Genomic DNA, 19,205 nt, shown 5'->3' on the forward strand with positions numbered 1-19,205 from the left:
ATGAGCCAGGCCTATTTCATTGCCGGTACCGACACCGATGTCGGCAAGACCACCATCGCCGCCGGGCTTTTGCATGCGGCGCGCTTGCAGGGCATGAGTACTCTGGGTGCCAAGCCGGTGGCCTCCGGCTGCACGATGACAGCGAAAGGCTTGCGCAACAGCGATGCCCAGGCGTTGATCGACGAAAGCACGATCAAGTTGCCCTATGAGCAGGTCAACCCGTTTGCCTTCGAGCCTGCGATTGCCCCGCATGTGGCGGCGCGTGAGGCGGGGGTTACGTTGGCTGTTCCGGAGCTGCTGGCGGCAATGCGCAATGTGCTGCAACAAAATGCCGATTTCACCTTGGTCGAAGGGGCAGGTGGCTGGCGCGTGCCACTGTCGGGCCTGGAGAATCTTTCCGACCTTGCCGTTGCGCTGCAGTTGCCGGTGATTCTTGTGGTTGGGGTGCGCTTGGGTTGCATCAGCCATGCCTTGCTCAGCGCCGAGGCCATCGAGCGTGACGGGCTGCAACTGGCCGGGTGGGTGGCCAACATCATCGAGCCCCGTACTTCGCGACTTGAAGAGAATCTGGCGAGCCTGGCGGAGCGCTTGCCGGCGCCTTGCCTTGGGCGGGTGCCCAAATTGAAGCAAGCCAGTGCCGATATGGTGGCTGAACACCTTCAGCTGGATCTGCTGGATTAGCCGTTTCCACGCCCGGCCCCTTCGCGGGGGAAACCGCTCTTGTAGAAGCTGGCTTGCCGGCGATAGGGCCGGTGCAGGAATACCCAAGGCCTATCAACTGGCACCAGGCCATTATGCTTTTAAACGGGCCTTTTCGCGCCCAGCCTGTTTTAATTAGGCCTGTTCGTCATCCAGCGTCAATGGAGTCCTGACATGGAAATCACCGGTAGCTCCGCTTATTACGCGGGCCTGAGCGCTATCCAGACCGGCCAGAACCGGGTCGATCAGGCCGCCGGCCAGATCGCCAACACCACCGCCGAACGTACCGCCACCAGCCAGTCCAGCGATTTTCAGGCAGAACGCCTGCGTTCGGTCGACCGCAGCCAGCAGATGGACATGGCCACCAGCGTGGTGCAAATGGCCGTAGGCAAAACCGAAGTCGAACTTGGCGCAAAGGTGGTCAAGGCATCCGACGAAATGCTCGGCCGGATCATCGACACCTACGCCTGACAGATCCCCCTTCAATTAAACACAGCCCCTGTGGGAGCGGGCGTGCCCGCGAATGCGTCAGGTCAGGCTTCTTTAATGTCTGGCCGGGCCCTTTTCGCGGGCACGCCCGCTCCCACAGAGGCGGCGATTTTTCTGGGTGTGGCGTAAACGCCATTTTTCGTGGCGTAAATGGCACCATAGTCCAACCTTGACAGAAGGCGGAGCTAAACGTAAGTTTCAAACAACTGTTTGATAGACGGCCGCCAAGAGCTGGTCACCCCCACAGAACTGACCCAGAGGTTCATCGCAATGCCTGATTACAAAGCCCCCTTGCGTGATATCCGCTTCGTTCGCGACGAACTGCTTGGCTATGAGGCGCACTATCAGAGCCTGCCGGGCTGCCAGGACGCCACGCCTGACATGGTCGACGCGATCCTTGAGGAAGGTGCGAAGTTCTGTGAGCAGGTGCTGTCCCCGCTGAACCGTGTGGGTGACCAGGAAGGCTGCACCTGGAGCGAATCGGGTGTTAAAACCCCGACCGGCTTCAAAGAAGCCTACGAGCAGTTCGTCGAAGGCGGCTGGCCGAGCCTGGCGCATGACATCGAGCATGGCGGCCAAGGCCTGCCGGAGTCGCTGGGCCTGGCCTTGAGCGAAATGGTTGGCGGTTCGAACTGGTCGTGGGGCATGTACCCTGGCCTGTCGCACGGTGCGATGAACACCATTTCTGCGCACGGCACTGCCGAGCAGCAGCACACCTACCTGACCAAGCTGGTGTCCGGCGAATGGACCGGCACCATGTGCCTGACCGAGCCGCACTGCGGTACCGACCTGGGCATGCTGCGCACCAAGGCCGAGCCACAGGCCGACGGCAGCTACAAAGTGTCGGGCACCAAGATTTTCATTTCGGCCGGTGAGCACGACATGGCCGGCAATATCGTCCATATCGTCCTGGCCCGCCTGCCGGATGCACCGGCCGGTACCAAAGGTATTTCGCTGTTCATCGTGCCGAAGTTCCTGCCTGACGCCGAAGGCGGTGTGGGCGAGCGCAACGGCGTGAGCTGCGGCTCCATCGAGCACAAGATGGGCATCCACGGTAACGCGACCTGCGTGATGAACTTCGATGCTGCAACCGGCTACCTGATCGGCCCGGCCAACAAGGGCCTGAACTGCATGTTCACCTTCATGAACACGGCTCGCCTGGGTACCGCGCTGCAAGGCCTGGCCCACGCCGAAGTGGCGTTCCAGGGTGGCCTGAAGTACGCCCGCGAGCGCCTGCAGATGCGCTCCCTGACTGGCCCGAAAGCCCCGGACAAGGCCGCTGACCCGATCATCGTGCACCCTGACGTGCGCCGCATGCTGCTGACCATGAAGGCCTTTGCCGAAGGCAACCGCGCGATGGTGTACTTCACCGCCAAGCAGGTGGACATCGTCAAGTACAGCCAGGACGAAGAGGAGCGCAAGAAGGCCGATGCCCTGCTGGCGTTCCTGACCCCGATCGCCAAGGCGTTCATGACCGAAGTCGGTTTCGAAGCGGCCAACCACGGCGTGCAGATCTATGGCGGCCACGGCTTTATTGCCGAGTGGGGCATGGAGCAGAACGTACGCGATAGCCGTATCTCGATGCTGTACGAAGGCACCACTGGCATCCAGGCCCTCGACCTGCTCGGCCGTAAAGTGCTGATGACCCAAGGCGAGGCGCTGAAGGGCTTCACCAAGATCGTGCACAAGTTCTGCCAGGCGCAGGAAGGCAATGAAGCGGTCAAGGAGTTTGTCGAACCGCTGGCGGCCATCAACAAGGAGTGGGGCGAGCTGACCATGAAAGTGGGCATGGCCGCCATGAAGGACCGCGAGGAAGTGGGCGCGGCCTCGGTCGACTACCTGATGTACTCCGGCTACGCTTGCCTGGCCTACTTCTGGGCCGACATCGCCCGCCTGGCAGCCGAGAAGCTGGCAGCCGGCACCAGCGAAGAGGCCTTCTACACTGCCAAGCTGCAGACTGCGCGCTTCTACTTCCAACGTATCCTGCCGCGTACCCGTACGCATGTGGCGACCATGCTGTCGGGTGCCAACAACCTGATGGCGATGGACGAAGAGCACTTCGGCCTGTCGTACTGATCTATCCGCTGTAGCGAAAACCCGCCTGCCCTCACCGGCAGGCGGGTTTTTTTATTTTTCAGGTTCAGCGCGTTCCTGCACCGGATGGCATCTGAAACGAAATTCAACTGTTCATGTGCGCTGCCGATGAAGTGAGGGCACAATGCCACTATTGATCTGCCGGGTTGGAGATTACCCTTGTTTCGTCTTAACGCTGTTCGCGCAAGCCACTTCCTGCCTTCGCTGTTCCTGTTGCTGGCAGGGCTCGCCGCAGCCTATGTGAGAGACCTCAGTGTCTTTTTCACATCGCTGTTCAACGTCCTGCCCACCTTGGTCCTGTTGCTGGGCGGTGCCTACTGCGCGGTTTACCGTCGCCAGCGTGAGTTGTTCATGATGCTCACGGTGTACATCGCCTACTACCTGCTCGACACCCAGACCGACTTCTACCGTGACCATGGCCGCGTGCGCGAGGACGCGGCCGTGATCTTCCACCTGGTGTGCCTGCTGCTGCCCGCTCTGTTCGGGCTATACGGCGCCTGGCAAGAACGTACCCACCTGCTACAGGACATGGTCGCTCGCGGCGCCGTGCTGTTCGCAGTGGGCAGCGTGGCGGTAGCCCTTGAACAAAGCTACCCTGAAGCATTGCTGACCTGGCTGGCGGAAATCCGCTGGCCCACCTTGCATGGCCAGTGGATGAGTCTGATCCAGATGGTCTACCCGTTGTTCATCGGCGTTTTCCTCCTGCTGGTGGTGCAATACCTGCGCGCACCGCGGCCGTTGCACGCCGCGTTGATAACCGGGTTGCTGGGTATTTTCTGGATGCTGCCGCAGACCTTCATCTTGCCGTTCACCCTGAACATCATGTGCAGCCAGGTGATGTTGATGATCGCCGCAGCGGTTGCGCACGAGGCCTACCAGATGGCCTTCCGTGACGAACTGACCGGCCTGCCGGGGCGCCGTGCGCTGAACGAGCGCATGCAGCGCCTGGGGCGCAGCTACGTAATCGCCATGACCGATGTGGACCACTTCAAGAAATTCAACGACACCCACGGGCATGATGTGGGTGACCAGGTGTTGCGCCTGGTTGCCAGCCGCTTGTCCAAGGTGACCGGCGGTGGCCGCGCGTATCGCTATGGCGGTGAGGAGTTCGCCTTGGTGTTCGCCGGCAAGACGGCCGAGGAATGCGTGCCCCACGTGGAGGCCGTGCGCGAGGTGATCGCCAACTATGTGATGCACCTGCGCGACCAGAACAGCCGTCCACAGGACGATACCAGCGGGCGCCAGCGGCGGGCGGGCAGCAGCGGCGGGACGGTGTCGGTCACCATCAGCATCGGTGTAGCCGAGCGCCAGGTTGACCACCGTAACCCCGAAGCGGTGCTGAAATCTGCTGACCAGGCGCTGTACAGCGCTAAAGGCGCGGGGCGCAATTGTGTCATGGTGCATGGGCAGCAATCGCAGCGTGGGGCGGTGCGTACGGCGTGACCGTAGAAGACTATACGGTCAAGTGATGACCCTATGTCTCGTAAAAGTTGTTCGGTTACACTGCCATCAACCCCAGTGTCGCGGTTCCCCGAGACCGCCCCGACCCGACTAGTGAGAGGTTGTCATGGCTGACTATAAAGCGCCCCTGCGCGACATGCGCTTCGTCCTGAATGAAGTCTTCAACGTGGCCGAGCAGTGGGCGCAGTTGCCCGGGCTGGCAGAGGTAGTCGATGCCGACACCGCCATGGCCGTGCTGGAAGAAGCCGGCAAGGTCACCGCCAAGACCATCGCGCCGCTTAGCCGCGCCGCGGATGAAGAAGGCTGCCGCTGGGACAACGGTGCGGTAAGCACACCGGCCGGTTTCATCGAGGCCTACAACACCTACGCCGAAGGCGGCTGGGTAGGCGTGGGCGGCGACCCGGTGTTCGGTGGCATGGGCATGCCCAAGGCCATCTCGGCTCAGGTCGAGGAAATGGTCAATGCCTCCAGCCTGGCCTTTGGCTTGTACCCGATGCTTACTGCAGGTGCCTGCCTGTCGATCAATGCCCACGCCAGCGAAGCGCTGAAGGCCAAGTACCTGCCGAACATGTATGCGGGCGTGTGGGCTGGGTCCATGTGCCTGACCGAGCCGCATGCCGGTACCGACCTGGGCATCATCCGCACCAAGGCCGAGCCTCAGGCCGACGGCAGCTACAAGGTCAGCGGCACCAAGATTTTCATCACCGGCGGCGAGCACGACCTGACCGAGAACATCATCCACCTGGTACTGGCCAAGCTGCCGGATGCCCCGGCGGGGCCGAAAGGCATTTCGCTGTTCCTGGTGCCCAAATTCCTGGTCAATGAAGACGGCAGCCTGGGCGCGCGCAACCCGGCGACATGCGGCTCGATCGAGCACAAGATGGGCATCCAGGCCTCGGCCACCTGTGTGATGAACTTCGACGAAGCGATCGGTTACATCGTCGGTGAGCCGAACAAGGGCCTGGCGGCCATGTTCACCATGATGAACTACGAGCGCCTGGGCGTGGGTATCCAGGGCCTGGCCTCCGCCGAACGCTCGTACCAGAACGCAGTGGAATATGCTCGCGACCGCCTGCAGAGCCGCGCCCCGACCGGCCCGCACGCCAAGGACAAGGCCGCCGACCCGATCATCGTCCACCCGGACGTGCGCCGCATGTTGCTGACCATGAAGGCGCAGATCGAGGGTGGCCGCGCCTTCTCGACCTATGTGGCCATGCAGCTGGACAGTGCCAAGTACAGCGAAGACGCCGCCGTGCGCAAGCGCAGCGAAGAGCTGGTGGCACTGCTGACACCGGTGGCCAAGGCGTTCCTCACCGACCTGGGGCTGGAGAGCACTGTGCACGGCCAGCAGGTATTTGGTGGGCATGGTTACATCCGTGAGTGGGGGCAGGAGCAGTTGGTGCGTGATGTGCGCATTACGCAGATCTACGAAGGCACCAACGGCATCCAGGCCCTCGACCTGATGGGGCGCAAGGTGGTGGCCAGCGGCGGGGCGTACTACAGACTGTTCTCCGACGAGATTCGCCAGTTCATTGCCAGCGCAGGCAGCGAACTGGACGAGTTTGCCAAGCCGTTGGCTGCCAGCCTCGACCAGCTCGACGGGCTGACCGAATGGGTGCTTGAGCAGGCCAAAGGCAACCCGAATGAAATCGGCGCGGCGTCGGTCGAGTACCTGCATGCCTTTGGTTATGTGGCCTATGCCTACATGTGGGCACTGATGGCGCGGGCGGCCCAGGCGGGTGAGGGGGACGAGGCGTTCTACTCGGGCAAGCTGGGGACGGCGCGGTTCTACTTTGCACGGTTGTTGCCACGTGTGGATTCGCTGGTGGCTTCGGTGAAGGCGGGGAGTGAGTCGCTGTTCCTGCTGGATGCCGAGCAGTTCTGACATGTTTTTGGGCCGCTTTGCGGCCCCCAGCCATGGCCTTTCTGGGAACGAATCCTCTTTGTAAGCATTTTCCTACACGACGTGGTGACTTTTCACCACTGTTCTAAGATTGGATCCACGGTTAATCTTTACCACATGGACGTTGCGCAGGAAGCGCAAAGGACAGATCAAGGAAGACGACGAAGGACCACCTGCCAGGATGGCGGGGCGATACGGATGTCACAGGGAAACAGTCTGGAAAACCCCGCTTCGGCGGGGTTTTCTTTGTGGGCGTGTTTTTTCAGGCCAGCACATCCAGCGGCGACGCCCCCAACAGGCGGGCGTCCGTCTCCTCCTCCAGTAGCGTGCGCAGCAGTTCCACAGAGGCCTGCTGGCGCTGTGCATCGCGGAACACCAGGCCAACCTTAAGCGGCACCCGCGGCTCGCTCAAAGGCTTCCACAGCAGCCCTTGATCATCCTCGGCAGCCTCCTTGGCCCGCCCCGGCAAAATGGTGGCCAGTGCCGTGTGCGCCAGGCTGTCGAGAATGCCCGCCATGTTGTTCATCTCTGCCTGCACGTGTGGCCGTCGGCCTTGGCTGGCCAGTTGCGCCTGCCAGATCTGGCGGATCTGGAACTCCTCACCCAGCATCAGCATGGGCAACTCGGCGGCCTGGCGGATGGACACCTTCTTGAAATCCTTCAGGGGGTGGGTATCAGGTATGACCAGTTGCAGTTCATCTTCGTACAGCAGCAGGCCATGCAGCCCTGGCTGGCGCGGTGGCAGGTAGCTGATGCCGATATCCAGGCTGCCGTTGAGCAGCCGTCGTTCTATCTCCAGCCCCGACAACTCGTATATCTGCACGACAAGGTGCGGCTGTGCCTTGCGCAGCCGTTCGAGCAACTGTGGCACCAGGCTGGGCCGCACGGTCTGCAACACGCCGATAGCCAGGGTGCGCAGCGACTGGCCCTTGAAGTTGCGCATGGCCTCGTGGGCGCGTTGCAGGCCATCAAGCAATGGCAAGGCGTGGTTGTACAGGGTATGGGCAGCCAGGGTGGGCAGCAGGCGCTTGTTGCTGCGCTCGAACAAGCTCAGGTCCAGGCTGTGTTCCAGCTGACGGATCTGCTGGGAGAGCGCCGGCTGGGAGAGCGACAGGCGCTCGGCGGCGCGGCCCACGTGACCTTCTTCGTACACCGCGACGAAATAACGCAGTTGGCGGAAATCCATAAGTAACACTTATCGAAAATGCTGGAAAAACGAAATGGTCGAAAACCCTCGTGAAGCCTAGTCTATCGCCGTATTCCAACGGGTTACAGCAGTCATCAGGCTGATTGTTACCCAGGATGAAAAACACTTTTGATAGGCAAGGCAAAATATAGAGTGTCGGCGTCAAGACCGCACCGTGGCCGCCCTTTACCGTGATTGGTTGGAGCCCTGATGAACCTGTTCAACCTGCGCCGTTCGGCACCTGCCGCTGTCGCCGAGCCCAAGCGTGCGCCGGTGATCGTGCCGCAGGCTGATGAGTTGTCGCGTGATCGCCTGATGCCCGGCGCCGAACGTGCAGCGCAGGTGTTCGTGCGAGGGCAGGGCTCCTGGTTGTGGGACAACGAAGGGCATGCCTACCTGGACTTTACCCAGGGCGGTGCGGTCAACAGCCTGGGCCACAGCCCCAGCGTGCTGGTGAAAGCGCTGGGCAACCAGGCCCAGGCACTGATCAACCCGGGTTCGGGCTTTCATAGCCGTGGCTTGCTGGGGTTGGTCAACCGCCTGTGCCAGAGCACCGGCAGCGAGCAGGCCTACCTGCTTAACAGCGGTGCGGAGGCCTGTGAAGGTGCGATCAAGCTGGCCCGCAAGTGGGGCCAACTGCACCGCAACGGCGCTTACCACATCATCACTGCCAGCCAGGCCTGCCACGGCCGCAGCCTGGGTGCGTTGTCGGCGTCTGACCCGTTGCCGTGCAACCGCTGCGAGCCTGGCCTGCCGGGCTTCAGCAAGGTGCCGTTCAATGATCTGGCTGCCCTGCACGCCGCAGTGGATTCGCGCACCGTGGCCATCATGCTGGAGCCCATCCAGGGCGAGGCGGGTGTTATCCCCGCCACGCTGGAGTACCTCAAGGGTGTGGAAACGCTGTGCCGTGAACTGGGCATCCTGCTGATCCTCGATGAAGTGCAGACCGGTATCGGTCGTTGTGGCGCGCTGCTGGCCGAGGAGCTCTACGGAGTGCGCGCGGACATCATCACCCTGGGCAAAGGCCTGGGCGGCGGGGTGCCACTGGCTGCGTTGCTTGCCCGGGGTACAGCATGCTGCGCCGCGCCTGGCGAACTGGAAGGCAGCCACCACGGTAATGCGCTGATGTGCGCCGCCGGCATGGCTGTGCTGGACACCGTGCTGGAGCCGGGCTTTTTTGCCCAGGTGCAGGATAACGGCCGCCACCTGCGCGAAGGCCTGAGCCGCCTGGCCGGGCGCTACGGCCAGGGTGAAGTACGCGGGCAAGGCCTGCTGTGGGCTCTGCAGCTAAAGGAAAGCCTAGCCCGCGAGCTGGTGGCGGCCGCCCTGCACGAAGGCCTGCTGCTCAATGCGCCGCAAGCGGATGTGGTGCGTTTTTCGCCAGCGCTGACCGTGAGCAAGGGCAACATCGATGAAATGCTGTTGCGCCTGGCACGCGCCTTTGCGCGCCTGCATGCCCAGCAGCAGGCCCGCCGCGAGGTGCCGGCGTAGCTGTTTAGCAAGACCGAGAATTCTACGAACCGTCTGGCGTTCCTGCGCATCGCCCCTGGCCTGTTTCATTCGGCCCGGGGCGTTTTTTTTGGCTGGTGGAACCTCTGTGGCGAGCGGCTAGTCTTTGATGTAACCCTTCAGGAGAGACTCGCATGGACTTTATTCGCATCATTATTGCCATTCTTTTGCCTCCGCTGGGGGTGTTTCTGCAGGTGGGGTTTGGCGGGGCGTTCTGGCTGAATATTCTGCTGACCCTGCTGGGATACATTCCAGGGATCGTGCACGCGGTATACATCATCGCCAAGCGCTGAGGCGCCGGGGGTTGAAGACATGCCGGTCTTCCACCCCCGCAACAGCCATCAGTTTCGAAGCTGACTATGCAATGCGTTTTACCATGAGTTTGTCGACGTAGTGTTTCAGCGCGTTCAGTGGGAACCCGGTATTGTAAGCGCCCCATTTCAAGTAATGCCGGGCAGGGGAGAATGTCTGGCACACGAGGGTACAAGGATCTTTTTCATCGGGTTCCCTGGGTTTTCCTTCCCGGTCGGCCGTGAATTTCTGGGGCGCATTATCCAGAAAGAGCTGAACGGTACCGATATCTTGGTCACTGGAGAGCAGAACCCGAATTCGGATGTCGTACCACTTGTCCGCTTCAATTCGCGTCCACCAGACCACCTTGTGTTTTTCACCATCAAGCCGGGTGTTGTAGTGCGTCATTTCAAACCGGCCGGCCTGCACCTTCATGAAGAAAGGGTAGATATTGCTGCCCTCGGACTTCCACTGAAAGATTACATAATCGCCATAGGGCGCGTTGTCGACGTCCGGAAACTTGCTGCTCCAACAGAAGTCGTAAATCTGATTTTCTTCCCAGCCTTCATAGACCTCGTAGGGTGCCACATTCACTTTGATGGAGTTTGACTCGCACCGGTAATTGGTCGGGTGGGCGGGTTTGTCAAACAGCCAGACTTTCCCTCGCTCGGTATCGTGGACTACCTTGAGGCTGGCACCCGTGTCCGCATCGCCTGTTTCGACCATTCTGAACAGGTCATTGGGTGATTTCTGCTCATCTTCCTGGGTGCGGTCGAGGGGTGTGGTTGACCCGACCCACATCAGAAAGTTGTCAGGGACACTGGGTGGGCAGCGCTCCTCTTTAACTTCCGGCTGGTTCTTTTCAAGGATTGCACCTTGGGTTTTATACGGTGATAACCATTGCAGCCATAGCGCCCATGCCCGCATTACAAAAGGCTTATGGCCATTTTTTTGATCTTTGAGGAGTGCTTCGTGTTCGTCTTTTTCCATCATGGCGGCCCATTGTCAATTTACAATAGCCGCCGCCCTGATAGCGCATCCATTCAGATTCAAGGGCGGCGCAAATACCGCGACGTTAGGGCCTGAACCAAGACACGTCTACTGACAGAATTGCCAGGTAATCGTGGGTTTGCCGAATGCAAAGCACACTTAAACTTTATTGTGTTGAGGGTTGATCACGTTGCTAAAGAACAGCCACTCCTGTTCCAGCGCATGCGCCAGGTTACTTGCCTGCCGGAAGCCGTGCCGTTCGAGTGCATAGAAATGCCCCTCTGCCTGAACACCCTTGGCCTGGAGTGCTGCGAGCATTTTTCGGGTCTGCTCCGGTACCACTACCGCATCCAGTTCACCCTGGAAGAAAATCACTGGCGCCCTGATGCTGTCTGCATGCAGAAGAGGGGTGCGTTGGCGATAGCGTTCGGCATCCTGCTGCGGGTCGCCGATCAGCCAGTCCAGGTAATCCCCTTCGAACTTGTGCGTGGCACGGCCCAGGGCAACCGGGTCGCTGACCCCATAGAGGCTGGCGCCGGCGCGGAACACGTCATGGAACGCCAAGGCGCACAGGGTGGTGTAGCCCCCAGCACTGCCGCCGCGGATGAACGCCTTGTGCTGGTCGACCAAGCCCTGAGCAGCCAGGTATTCGACCGCCGCGCAAGCATCGGCCACATCGCTCTCACCCCAGCGCAGGTGCAGCGCCTGGCGGTAGTCCCGGCCATAGCCGGTGCTGCCCCGGTAGTTCAGGTCGGCCACGGCAAAGCCGCGTTGAGTCCAGTACTGGATGCGTGGGTCCAGCACGGGATAGCAGGCTGACGTCGGCCCGCCATGGATGAACACCACCAGCGGTGCAGCGCCCTGCGACTGTGATGGCGGGTAGAAGAAACCATGCGCCTGCTCGCCTTCACTGCCGTAGTGGAAAGACTGCGGCAGGCTGATCTGTTCCGCCGGCAGTATTTCGGCACCACCGGCCAGCACGCGTACCTCGTGGTTGCGGCGGTCAATGCCAATCACTGCCGGCGGGCTGATGGGCGAGGCGGCGATGGCATACAGGTGTTCGCTGTCCATGGCCAGGCTGCGAAAGCGTGTGTAGGCACTGGCGTAACGCGCCATGCGGCCATCTTCAGCACGCAGCCCCAATTGCCCGAAGCCGTCTTTGAACCAGCTGGCCAGGTAGCTTTGCGGCCCCAGCGCCAACCAGGTGCAGGTGCCCATTTGCCAAGGCGCTGCCGCGTGGTCGGCAAGCTCCGCAGGCAACACCTGCCAGTGGCCATCGACTTCGCCCCAAGGCTGCCAGAAGCCGTTGCGGTCGGACAGACAGTAGAGACGGCCTTCGTCATCGAAGCGCGGCTGCTGCAGCGATTCGTCATCGCCGGCCACGCACTGCGCGGGCCCCCAATGGCCACTGCTGTCGCGGACGCGGCACATCAGCCGGGTGACGGTCCAAGGCTGTGCCGGGCGGTCCCATTCGACCCATGCCAGTCGTTGGCCATCGGCACTCACAGTGGGTGAGGCATAGAAATCGGCGCCCTCGGCCAACACCTCGCGGCTGCTGTCACCCAACGCAACCAGACGATGCTCCACCTGCTCGGCATGGCGTTCCTCGACGGCCAGCACCTGGCCACCGTGCCACTGCACATCGCCGTAGCGGCAGCTGCCGTCCTGGGTGAGCGCACGCGGTGGCAAATCGTCCAGCGGCTGGGTGTAGACCTGCTGGTCCTTTTCGTTGACGAACACCAGCCCGTCGCCACCCAGGCAGAAGCTGCCCCCGCCATACTCGTAGACCCGGCTGCGCACGCTGAAGCCATCCGGGGTCAGGCATCTAGCCTGGTGGTACAGCCAGTGCCAGATACGGCAAGCACCATCGGCCGGGCGAAATTCAATCCAGAACAGCCCGTCGGCACTGACTTTGAGTTCCGTGAAGTCGGTGCCGGCGGCTACCGCCTGGGCCGCGCTGAATTCAGCCGCGGGCGATGACACGGGAGTTTCGATCATTGCGGAAGGTCATCTGTTCAATGGCGAGCTGGGCGGTTTCCGCCTCCTCGCGGGCCTTGAGGATGATGCCGTGGTCGGCCGACTTGGCGCACACAGGGTCGGCGTTGCTGGCATCGCCGGTCAGCATGAAGGCCTGGCAGCGACAGCCGCCGAAGTCCTTTTCTTTTTCGTCGCAGGAGCGGCATGGTTCGCGCATCCACTCATAACCACGGAAGCGGTTGAAGCCAAACGACTCATACCAGATATGGTGCAGGTCGTGGTCGCGTACATTGGGGAACTGCACCGGCAGTTGGCGGGCGCCGTGGCAGGGCAGCGCGGTGCCGTCCGGGGTGATGGTGAGGAACAGGTTGCCCCAGCCATTCATGCAGGCCTTGGGGCGCTCTTCGTAGTAATCCGGGGTGACGAAAATCAGCTTGCACGGGCTGCCCTCGGCCTTGAGCTTCTCCCGGTACTCATTGGTGATGCGTTCGGCCCGCTCCAGCTGTGCGCGGGTCGGCAGCAGCCCCAAGCGGTTGAGGTGCGCCCAGCCGTAGAACTGGCAGGTGGCAAGCTCGACGAAGTCGGCTTCCAGGGCAATGCACAGCTCGATGATGCGGTCGATCTTGTCGATGTTGTGCCGATGGGTGACAAAGTTGAGCACCATCGGGTAGCCGTGGGCCTTTACCGCACGGGCCATCTCCAGCTTTTGCGCAAAGGCCTTCTTCGAACCGGCCAGCAGGTTGTTGACCTGCTCGTCGCTGGCCTGGAAGCTGATCTGGATATGGTCCAGGCCGGCCTTCTTGAAGTCGGCGATGCGCGCTTCGGTCAGGCCGATACCCGAGGTGATCAGGTTGGTGTAGTAACCCAGGCGGCGGGCTTCGCCGATCAAGTCGGCTAGGTCCTGGCGCACCAGCGGTTCACCGCCGGAAAAACCGATTTGCGCGGCGCCCATTTCCCGCGCTTCGGCCATCACCTTGAACCACTGTTCGGTGCTCAGCTCCTGGCCCTGGGCGGCGAAGTCCAGCGGGTTGGAGCAGTACGGGCACTGCAGTGGGCAGCGGTAGGTGAGCTCGGCCAGCAACCACAGCGGCAGCCCGACCTCGGGCGTGGGCGGTAACTCAGGCGAGGACGATCCAGTGTTCGGCACGGGCCACCTCCATGAACTGCTCGATGTCTTCGGCTACGTCCGGAGCATCGGGGAATTGCTGTTCGAGTTCGCTGATGATTGCTGCCACGTCACGCTGGCCGTCGATCAGGCCACCGATCAGGCTGGCGCTTTCGTTGAGCTTGATCATGCCCTCGGGGTAAAGCAACACATGGCCCTTTTGCGCTGGCTCGTACTGGAAGCGGTAGCCAGGGCGCCAGTTCGGCACCTGCTTGCGATCAAAACTCATAGGGTGATCCCCTTGTGCCACACCCGGTCCTGGGTGACGGAGTGATAAGGCGGGCGGTTCAGCTCGTAGGCCATGCTCATGGCGTCGAGCATGCTCCAGAGGATATCCAGCTTGAACTGCAGGATCTCCAGCATACGCTCCTGGCCCGCGCGGGTGGTGTAGTGCTGCAGGGTAATCGCCAGGCCGTGCTCCACGTCACGGCGGGCCTGGCCCAGGCGGGTGCGGAAGTACTCGTAGCCGGCCGGGTCGATCCACGGGTAGTGCTGCGGCCAGCTGTCCAGGCGCGACTGGTGGATTTGCGGGGCGAACAGTTCTGTCAGCGAGCTGCTGGCCGCTTCCTGCCAGCTGGCGCGGCGGGCGAAGTTGACGTAGGCGTCCACGGCAAAGCGTACGCCTGGCAGTACCAGCTCCTGGGAGCGTAACTGGTCCGGGTCGAGGCCGACGGCCTGGCCCAGGCGCAGCCAGGCTTCGATGCCACCGTCCTCGCCGGGTGCGCCGTCGTGGTCGAGCAGGCGCTGGATCCACTCGCGGCGTACTTCGCGGTCCGGGCAGTTGGCCAGGATCGCGGCATCCTTCATCGGGATGTTGACCTGGTAGTAGAAGCGGTTGGCTACCCAGCCCTGGATCTGCTCGCGGGTGGCGCGCCCCTGGTACATCGCCACGTGGTACGGGTGATGAATGTGGTAATAGGCGCCCTTGGCGCGCAGGGCCTGCTCGAATTCGGCAGGTGACATTGGCAGTGCGTCGCTCATTCGGCTGGCTCCTGTAAAGCTGAGTCTCGGCTCGATCCCACAGGGGAACTAAGTTGCTTGTGCGAGCTCGTTGTTACAACTCGATGCTCATGCCATCGAAGGCAACTTCGACGCCCCGGCGCAGGACTTCGGCGCGCTCGGGTGAGTCTTCGTCGAGAATCGGGTTGGTGTTGTTGATGTGGATAAGTACCTTGCGCTGGCGCGGGAAGCCGTCGAGGACTTCCAGCATGCCACCGGCCCCGTTCTGCGCCAGGTGACCCATTTCGCGGCCGGTGCGGGTGCCCACACCGCGGCGCTGCATCTCGTCGTCTTCCCACAGGGTGCCGTCGACCAGCAGGCAGTCGGCACTGTGCATCATCGTCAGCAGCTTGTCGTCTACCTGCCCCAGGCCTGGGGCATAGAACAGCTTGCCGCCGGTGCGAGTGTCCTCGACCAGCAGGCCCAGGTTATCGCCCGGGTGCGGGTCGAAGCGGTGTGGTGAGTAGGGCGGCGCGGCGCTGCGCAGGGGGAACGGAGTGAAGCGCAGGTTGGGGCAGGCGTCGATCACGAAGCTGCCTTCCAGCTCGATGCGGTTCCACTGCAGGCCACCGTTCCAGTGGCTGAGCATGTTGAACAGCGGGAAACCGGTGGTCAGGTCCTGGTGGACCATGTCGGTGCACCACACCTGGTGTGGGCAGCCCTCACGCAGGCTCAGCAGGCCGGTGGTGTGGTCGATCTGGCTGTCCAGCAGGACGATGGCGTTGATGCCGGTGTCGCGCAGGGCCCGGGCCGGCTGCATTGGCGCAAAGCCTTGCAGTTGGGCGCGGATGTCGGGCGAGGCATTGCATAACACCCAGTGCACGCCGTCGTCGGACAGGGCGATGGATGATTGAGTGCGCGCCGTTGCCCGCAGGGTGCCGTCACGGTAGCCCTTGCAGTTGACGCAGTTGCAGTTCCACTGCGGGAACCCACCACCGGCGGCGGAGCCGAGAACCTGGATGTACATGGCCACTCTCTATGCAGAAAACCGTATCGTAAAAACGAAAACGCCCCGGCGGGCCGAGGCGTTGAGGCGCAAGCCTGGCTTAGCGGCTTGCGAAGTACATGGTGACTTCGAAACCGATACGCAGGTCAGTGTAAGCAGGTTTGGTCCACATGGAATTACTCCTTCCGAATGAGGGTTGGGTTGCTCAGCTACTACTTGGGTACCGCCATGGCTCGGCAGTTCCCTGAAACTGGGATTGCGCTATCTTACAAGAAAAATTTGTACTGAAAGGTTAATTATTCGAAAAGCGCCGTTGCGATTGGCGTAACAATCGAGAGGTTGTTCACGGCCAGTCGAGGGCTGGCGCGGCAGCGTTGGCCAAGCAGAGCCAAGGGCAATCCTTATCGAGCAGGGTGCCCAGCAGCTGGTCCAGATCCGTCTGCCGCGTCTTCAAGATAGCCTTGCGCAGCTCATCCAGCCTGCCAGGTTGTGTAGCCAGGTGTGTCTGCCATGCCCATTCGGCAACGTCGGCGTTGGCCATGGCGGGCTCGTCGAATTGCCCGGCCAAGGCCAGGCGAGCGCCCGGATCCAGCGTGATGCCTTGGCGCAGGAGGGTAAACAGGTGGTCGAGGATCTGCGCCTGGCGGGTATGCGGCGACTGCACGCCAAACAGCAGGCCGCCGACGCCCTCGACCTGACGAAAGGTACTGAATACCGCGTAGCCCAGTTGCAGCTCTACCCGCAGCCTTTGGTAAACCGGGCCTTGCAGCAGTTGTGCGAGCAGCCGCCCGCTGGCTTCGCTGGCCGCAGGTAGCGGGCAGAACAGCAGCAGGGCGTGTTCACTTCCCGGTACTTCTGCGTGCTGCCAACGGTGTCTGGCCCATTTCGGCAAGGGGCCAGGCAGCGAGCCTTGCCCAGGGCACTGCTGCAACGCGGTGCCCAAGGCGCCCAGAGCGACATCGTCGAACCCTGTGGCAAGGCCATGCCAGTGTGTGTGCTGCCACAGGCTGTCGAGTTGCGGCTGTGCCGGCGTGCAGGCAGGCATACTGGCGGGGTGGGCGCCCAGTACCGCATCGGGCAGTTGCTTGAGCAAGGCCCTGATGGGGATCAGTGGCGGTGCCGTTGCCGCGTAGGGCCGCCAGCAGTTTTCTCCTGGCATGAGCATGAGTGCCAGGGCCTGCTCCACAGCCCGAAGCACTGCTGCCGGTTGCCCTGCGCAGCGCAATTGCCAGTATTCGCCAACAGCACTGAACAGCAGTTGCACCGACGCGCGCTCGCAACGCTCCTGCAATGGGGCCAGCGCTTGTTCCAGCACCGCCTGCATGCGCTGGCGCAAGGGCGAAGGCACGTGCCAGCGCAGGTACAGCGCAGCGCACTGACGACTACCAGGCAGCACGTCGCTGGTTTTCAGGGCCGGCGGTAGAGGTTGCGCTGGGGCATTGGGCACATCTGCCATCAGCAAGGGGTCGACCGGGGGCAGCTGCCATTGCCCGTGCGCTTGGCTCGGCAGGCCCTTCAGCAGTGCACTGAGGGCCAGCAGACCTTGCGCGTCCAGTTTGGCGAACGGCTGGCCCGTGCTGTCCCGGTGGGCCAGCTCAAGCGCGCCGGCGCTGCGTGCGCGGCTGCGCTGCAGCAGGCCGAATGCGTGGTTGATCTGCTCAAGGTCGGCCTGGCGGATGAAGCCGAACCAACCTTGCAGCAGGGCATCTGCTTCCTCCTGGTTGGCGCTTGCGCTCAGTTGCAAGTCAATGCGCCAAAGTAACTGCCCGGCGAAGTTGTACAGCATCTCGGCCTTGAAGCTTTGCAGCCAGCCACGTTGGCGCAGCGCATCCAGCCAGGTACCTGGGCGGTTGTCACCGAGGCAGCTGATCAGTAATTCCAGCGCCTGCTCGGCACCTGCCGGGAGCTGTTCATGGGTAAAGACCAGGCGCGCGCGCGTTGGCGACAATGACGGTGGCAGCGTTTGTGGCACCGGCGTGCCCGTTGCGAACAGGCTGGCATGCTGCCTGCCCAGCTGCTCCAGCTCATCCAGAGACTGTGGGCCACACAGGCTCAAGGTTATCTGGCCGCCTTGGTAATACCGTTGGTGAAAACCTTCGAGGGCTTGCTGGAAGGCAGGGTTCTGCAAGGCCAGGGTGTGCCGGTTACCGGCGTGAAAAGCGCCTAGCGGATGGCCCTGCGACACCGATTGCAGCAAGGCGCACTGCTGCTGAGCCTGCGGGTCGCGCGACCAGGCAATGAACTCGGCGTGGATCACTTCGCGTTCACGGCGTTGGCGCTCGATGCCCAGGTCGGGCTCGGCCAGCATCTGGCACAGGCGCTCAAGCCCTCCGGCCAAGGCATTGGTCGGGACTTCGAAGAAAAAGTCTGTGGCGCGCTCCCGGGTGCTGGCGTTGACCTGGCCGCCGAGAGCCTGGACGTAGCGCATCAGGCCGTCGTCCAAGGGGAACCGCGCGGTGCCGAGGAAGAAAAGGTGTTCGAGGAAGTGGGCCAGGCCGGGCCACCTGGCGGGCGCGTCGTGGCTGCCCGCGTGCACCCGCAATGCAGCAGCCGAGCGCTTCAGGCGCGGGGCGTGGCGCAGGGTCAGCTGCAGGCCGTTGGCGAGGGTGAGATGGCGAGTGGTGTCAGGCATGGGGACTCCGGTAACTGCGGTCCATGCTAACCCATTTGTTTGCAGGCCCGGCCCCAGTCAGCTTTTACGCAAGTGCAGTTCCTGGCGCAGGTCTGTCAGGTAAGGAAACGCCTCCCGCCCCTGCACCACCCTTTCATGCTCCAGCTCCGCCAGCAGCAGGCATTCATCCCGCCCGGCCATGGCCAGCAGGCTGCCATCCGGGCCGATGATGCTGCTCTGCCCGCAATACTGGATCGGGTCTTCCGAGCCGCAATAGTTGGCATACACCAGGTAGCACTGGTTTTCCTGCGCCCGCGCCCTCACGGTCACCTGGCAGATGAAGTCGTACGGGGTCATGTTCGCCGTCGGCACCAGGATCAGTTCGGCACCGTCCAACGCCAGGCGTCGGGCGTTCTCCGGGAACTCGATGTCGTAACAGATCAGCAGCCCGACTTTCCAGCCGTCCAGTTCCACCACCGGGAAGTGGTCGGGGCCTGCGCTGAACATCGAGCGGTCCAGATCCCCGAACAGATGGGTCTTGCGGTAGTTGCTCAGGCTGCGGCCGTGCGCATCAATCAACTGCACACTGTTGTAGATCGCACCATCATCGCCGCGCTCGGGATAGCCGTAGACAATAGCGATACGGTGCGCCTGGGCAATCTCCACCACGCCCATCGCCGCCGGTCCATCGCTGGCTTCGGCCAGCCGCTCTACCTGGGCCAGGCCGATGTTGTAGCCGGTCAGGAACATTTCCGGGCACACCAGCAGTTGCGCGCCGCGCTCGGCAGCCAGCTGGGCCTGGTGGTGCAGCCGTTGCAGGTTACCGGGCACGTCCAGTGGCTTGGGAGCGCCCTGGAACAGAGCAATGCGCATGGTGCCTCCTTG

General features: G+C 62.4%; 17 protein-coding genes. 7 read left to right on the forward strand and 10 right to left on the reverse strand.

The features are described from left to right. From bioD to ACK1VC_RS11630, 5 genes are all read left to right on the forward strand, one after another. A complete protein-coding gene (gene bioD, locus ACK1VC_RS11610; RefSeq protein WP_016484581.1) occupies positions 1-681 on the forward strand; it encodes a dethiobiotin synthase in 681 nt (226 codons plus the stop codon). Positions 682-873: 192 nt separating this feature from the next. After that, positions 874-1,170 carry a hypothetical protein gene (locus tag ACK1VC_RS11615; RefSeq protein ID WP_016484582.1) on the forward strand — a complete coding sequence of 99 codons (297 nt, stop codon included), beginning with the start codon at positions 874-876 and terminating at the stop codon, positions 1,168-1,170. 288 nt (positions 1,171-1,458) lie between these two features. After that, on the forward strand, positions 1,459-3,264 hold the full coding sequence (locus ACK1VC_RS11620; protein WP_016484583.1) for a phenylacyl-CoA dehydrogenase: 1,806 nt from the start codon (positions 1,459-1,461) through the stop codon (positions 3,262-3,264). Between the two features lie 177 nt (positions 3,265-3,441). After that, positions 3,442-4,725, forward strand: a complete 1,284-nt coding sequence (locus ACK1VC_RS11625; protein ID WP_191087195.1) for a GGDEF domain-containing protein — start codon at positions 3,442-3,444, stop codon at positions 4,723-4,725. Positions 4,726-4,849: 124 nt separating this feature from the next. Beyond that, positions 4,850-6,628 carry an acyl-CoA dehydrogenase C-terminal domain-containing protein gene (locus tag ACK1VC_RS11630; protein ID WP_023047098.1) on the forward strand — a complete coding sequence of 593 codons (1,779 nt, stop codon included), beginning with the start codon at positions 4,850-4,852 and terminating at the stop codon, positions 6,626-6,628. Positions 6,629-6,908: 280 nt separating this feature from the next. Here ACK1VC_RS11630 and ACK1VC_RS11635 read toward each other — a convergent pair whose 3' ends face one another. After that, positions 6,909-7,832, reverse strand: coding sequence for a LysR family transcriptional regulator (locus ACK1VC_RS11635; RefSeq protein ID WP_016484586.1), 924 nt, complete (start codon positions 7,830-7,832; stop codon positions 6,909-6,911). 210 nt (positions 7,833-8,042) lie between these two features. On the opposite strand from ACK1VC_RS11635, the gene ACK1VC_RS11640 reads away from it, so the two are divergent. Together ACK1VC_RS11640 and ACK1VC_RS11645 are read left to right on the forward strand one after the other, a co-directional pair. Next, positions 8,043-9,323, forward strand: a complete 1,281-nt coding sequence (locus ACK1VC_RS11640; RefSeq protein ID WP_060517990.1) for an aspartate aminotransferase family protein — start codon at positions 8,043-8,045, stop codon at positions 9,321-9,323. 152 nt (positions 9,324-9,475) lie between these two features. Then, positions 9,476-9,634 (forward strand): YqaE/Pmp3 family membrane protein, encoded by a 159-nt coding sequence (locus tag ACK1VC_RS11645; RefSeq protein ID WP_003177654.1) that lies wholly within the window; start codon positions 9,476-9,478, stop codon positions 9,632-9,634. Positions 9,635-9,698: 64 nt separating this feature from the next. On the opposite strand, the gene ACK1VC_RS11650 is transcribed toward ACK1VC_RS11645, so the two are convergent. From ACK1VC_RS11650 to ACK1VC_RS11690, 9 genes are all read right to left on the reverse strand, one after another. After that, complete coding sequence (locus ACK1VC_RS11650) at positions 9,699-10,625, reverse strand: heparin lyase I family protein (protein WP_096425488.1); 927 nt, start codon at positions 10,623-10,625, stop codon at positions 9,699-9,701. Positions 10,626-10,781: 156 nt separating this feature from the next. Further along, entirely contained in the window at positions 10,782-12,620 is a 1,839-nt protein-coding gene (locus ACK1VC_RS11655; RefSeq protein WP_096425489.1) for a S9 family peptidase, read from the reverse strand. Then, positions 12,586-13,746 (reverse strand): pyrroloquinoline quinone biosynthesis protein PqqE, encoded by a 1,161-nt coding sequence (pqqE, locus tag ACK1VC_RS11660; RefSeq protein ID WP_096425490.1) that lies wholly within the window; start codon positions 13,744-13,746, stop codon positions 12,586-12,588. Before pqqE ends, ACK1VC_RS11655 begins: the two co-directional genes overlap by 35 nt. Then, positions 13,718-13,993, reverse strand: coding sequence for a pyrroloquinoline quinone biosynthesis peptide chaperone PqqD (gene pqqD / locus ACK1VC_RS11665; protein WP_016484591.1), 276 nt, complete (start codon positions 13,991-13,993; stop codon positions 13,718-13,720). The genes pqqE and pqqD overlap by 29 nt, the downstream gene beginning before the upstream one ends. Then, on the reverse strand, positions 13,990-14,745 hold the full coding sequence (pqqC, locus tag ACK1VC_RS11670; protein WP_012270176.1) for a pyrroloquinoline-quinone synthase PqqC: 756 nt from the start codon (positions 14,743-14,745) through the stop codon (positions 13,990-13,992). The genes pqqD and pqqC overlap by 4 nt, the downstream gene beginning before the upstream one ends. Before the next feature lie 73 nt (positions 14,746-14,818). Next, positions 14,819-15,730, reverse strand: coding sequence for a pyrroloquinoline quinone biosynthesis protein PqqB (pqqB, locus tag ACK1VC_RS11675; RefSeq protein WP_096425491.1), 912 nt, complete (start codon positions 15,728-15,730; stop codon positions 14,819-14,821). Between the two features lie 79 nt (positions 15,731-15,809). Beyond that, positions 15,810-15,881 carry a pyrroloquinoline quinone precursor peptide PqqA gene (gene pqqA / locus ACK1VC_RS11680; RefSeq protein WP_008365141.1) on the reverse strand — a complete coding sequence of 24 codons (72 nt, stop codon included), beginning with the start codon at positions 15,879-15,881 and terminating at the stop codon, positions 15,810-15,812. Between the two features lie 171 nt (positions 15,882-16,052). Next, the gene (pqqF, locus tag ACK1VC_RS11685) at positions 16,053-18,341 is read right to left on the reverse strand and encodes a pyrroloquinoline quinone biosynthesis protein PqqF (RefSeq protein ID WP_191087197.1); all 2,289 of its coding nucleotides are present in this window, start codon (positions 18,339-18,341) and stop codon (positions 16,053-16,055) included. Between the two features lie 57 nt (positions 18,342-18,398). Further along, complete coding sequence (locus ACK1VC_RS11690; RefSeq protein ID WP_016484594.1) at positions 18,399-19,193, reverse strand: carbon-nitrogen hydrolase family protein; 795 nt, start codon at positions 19,191-19,193, stop codon at positions 18,399-18,401. Between the last annotated feature and the right edge of the window lie 12 nt (positions 19,194-19,205).

This window comes from Pseudomonas sp. XP2 (assembly GCF_053557975.1).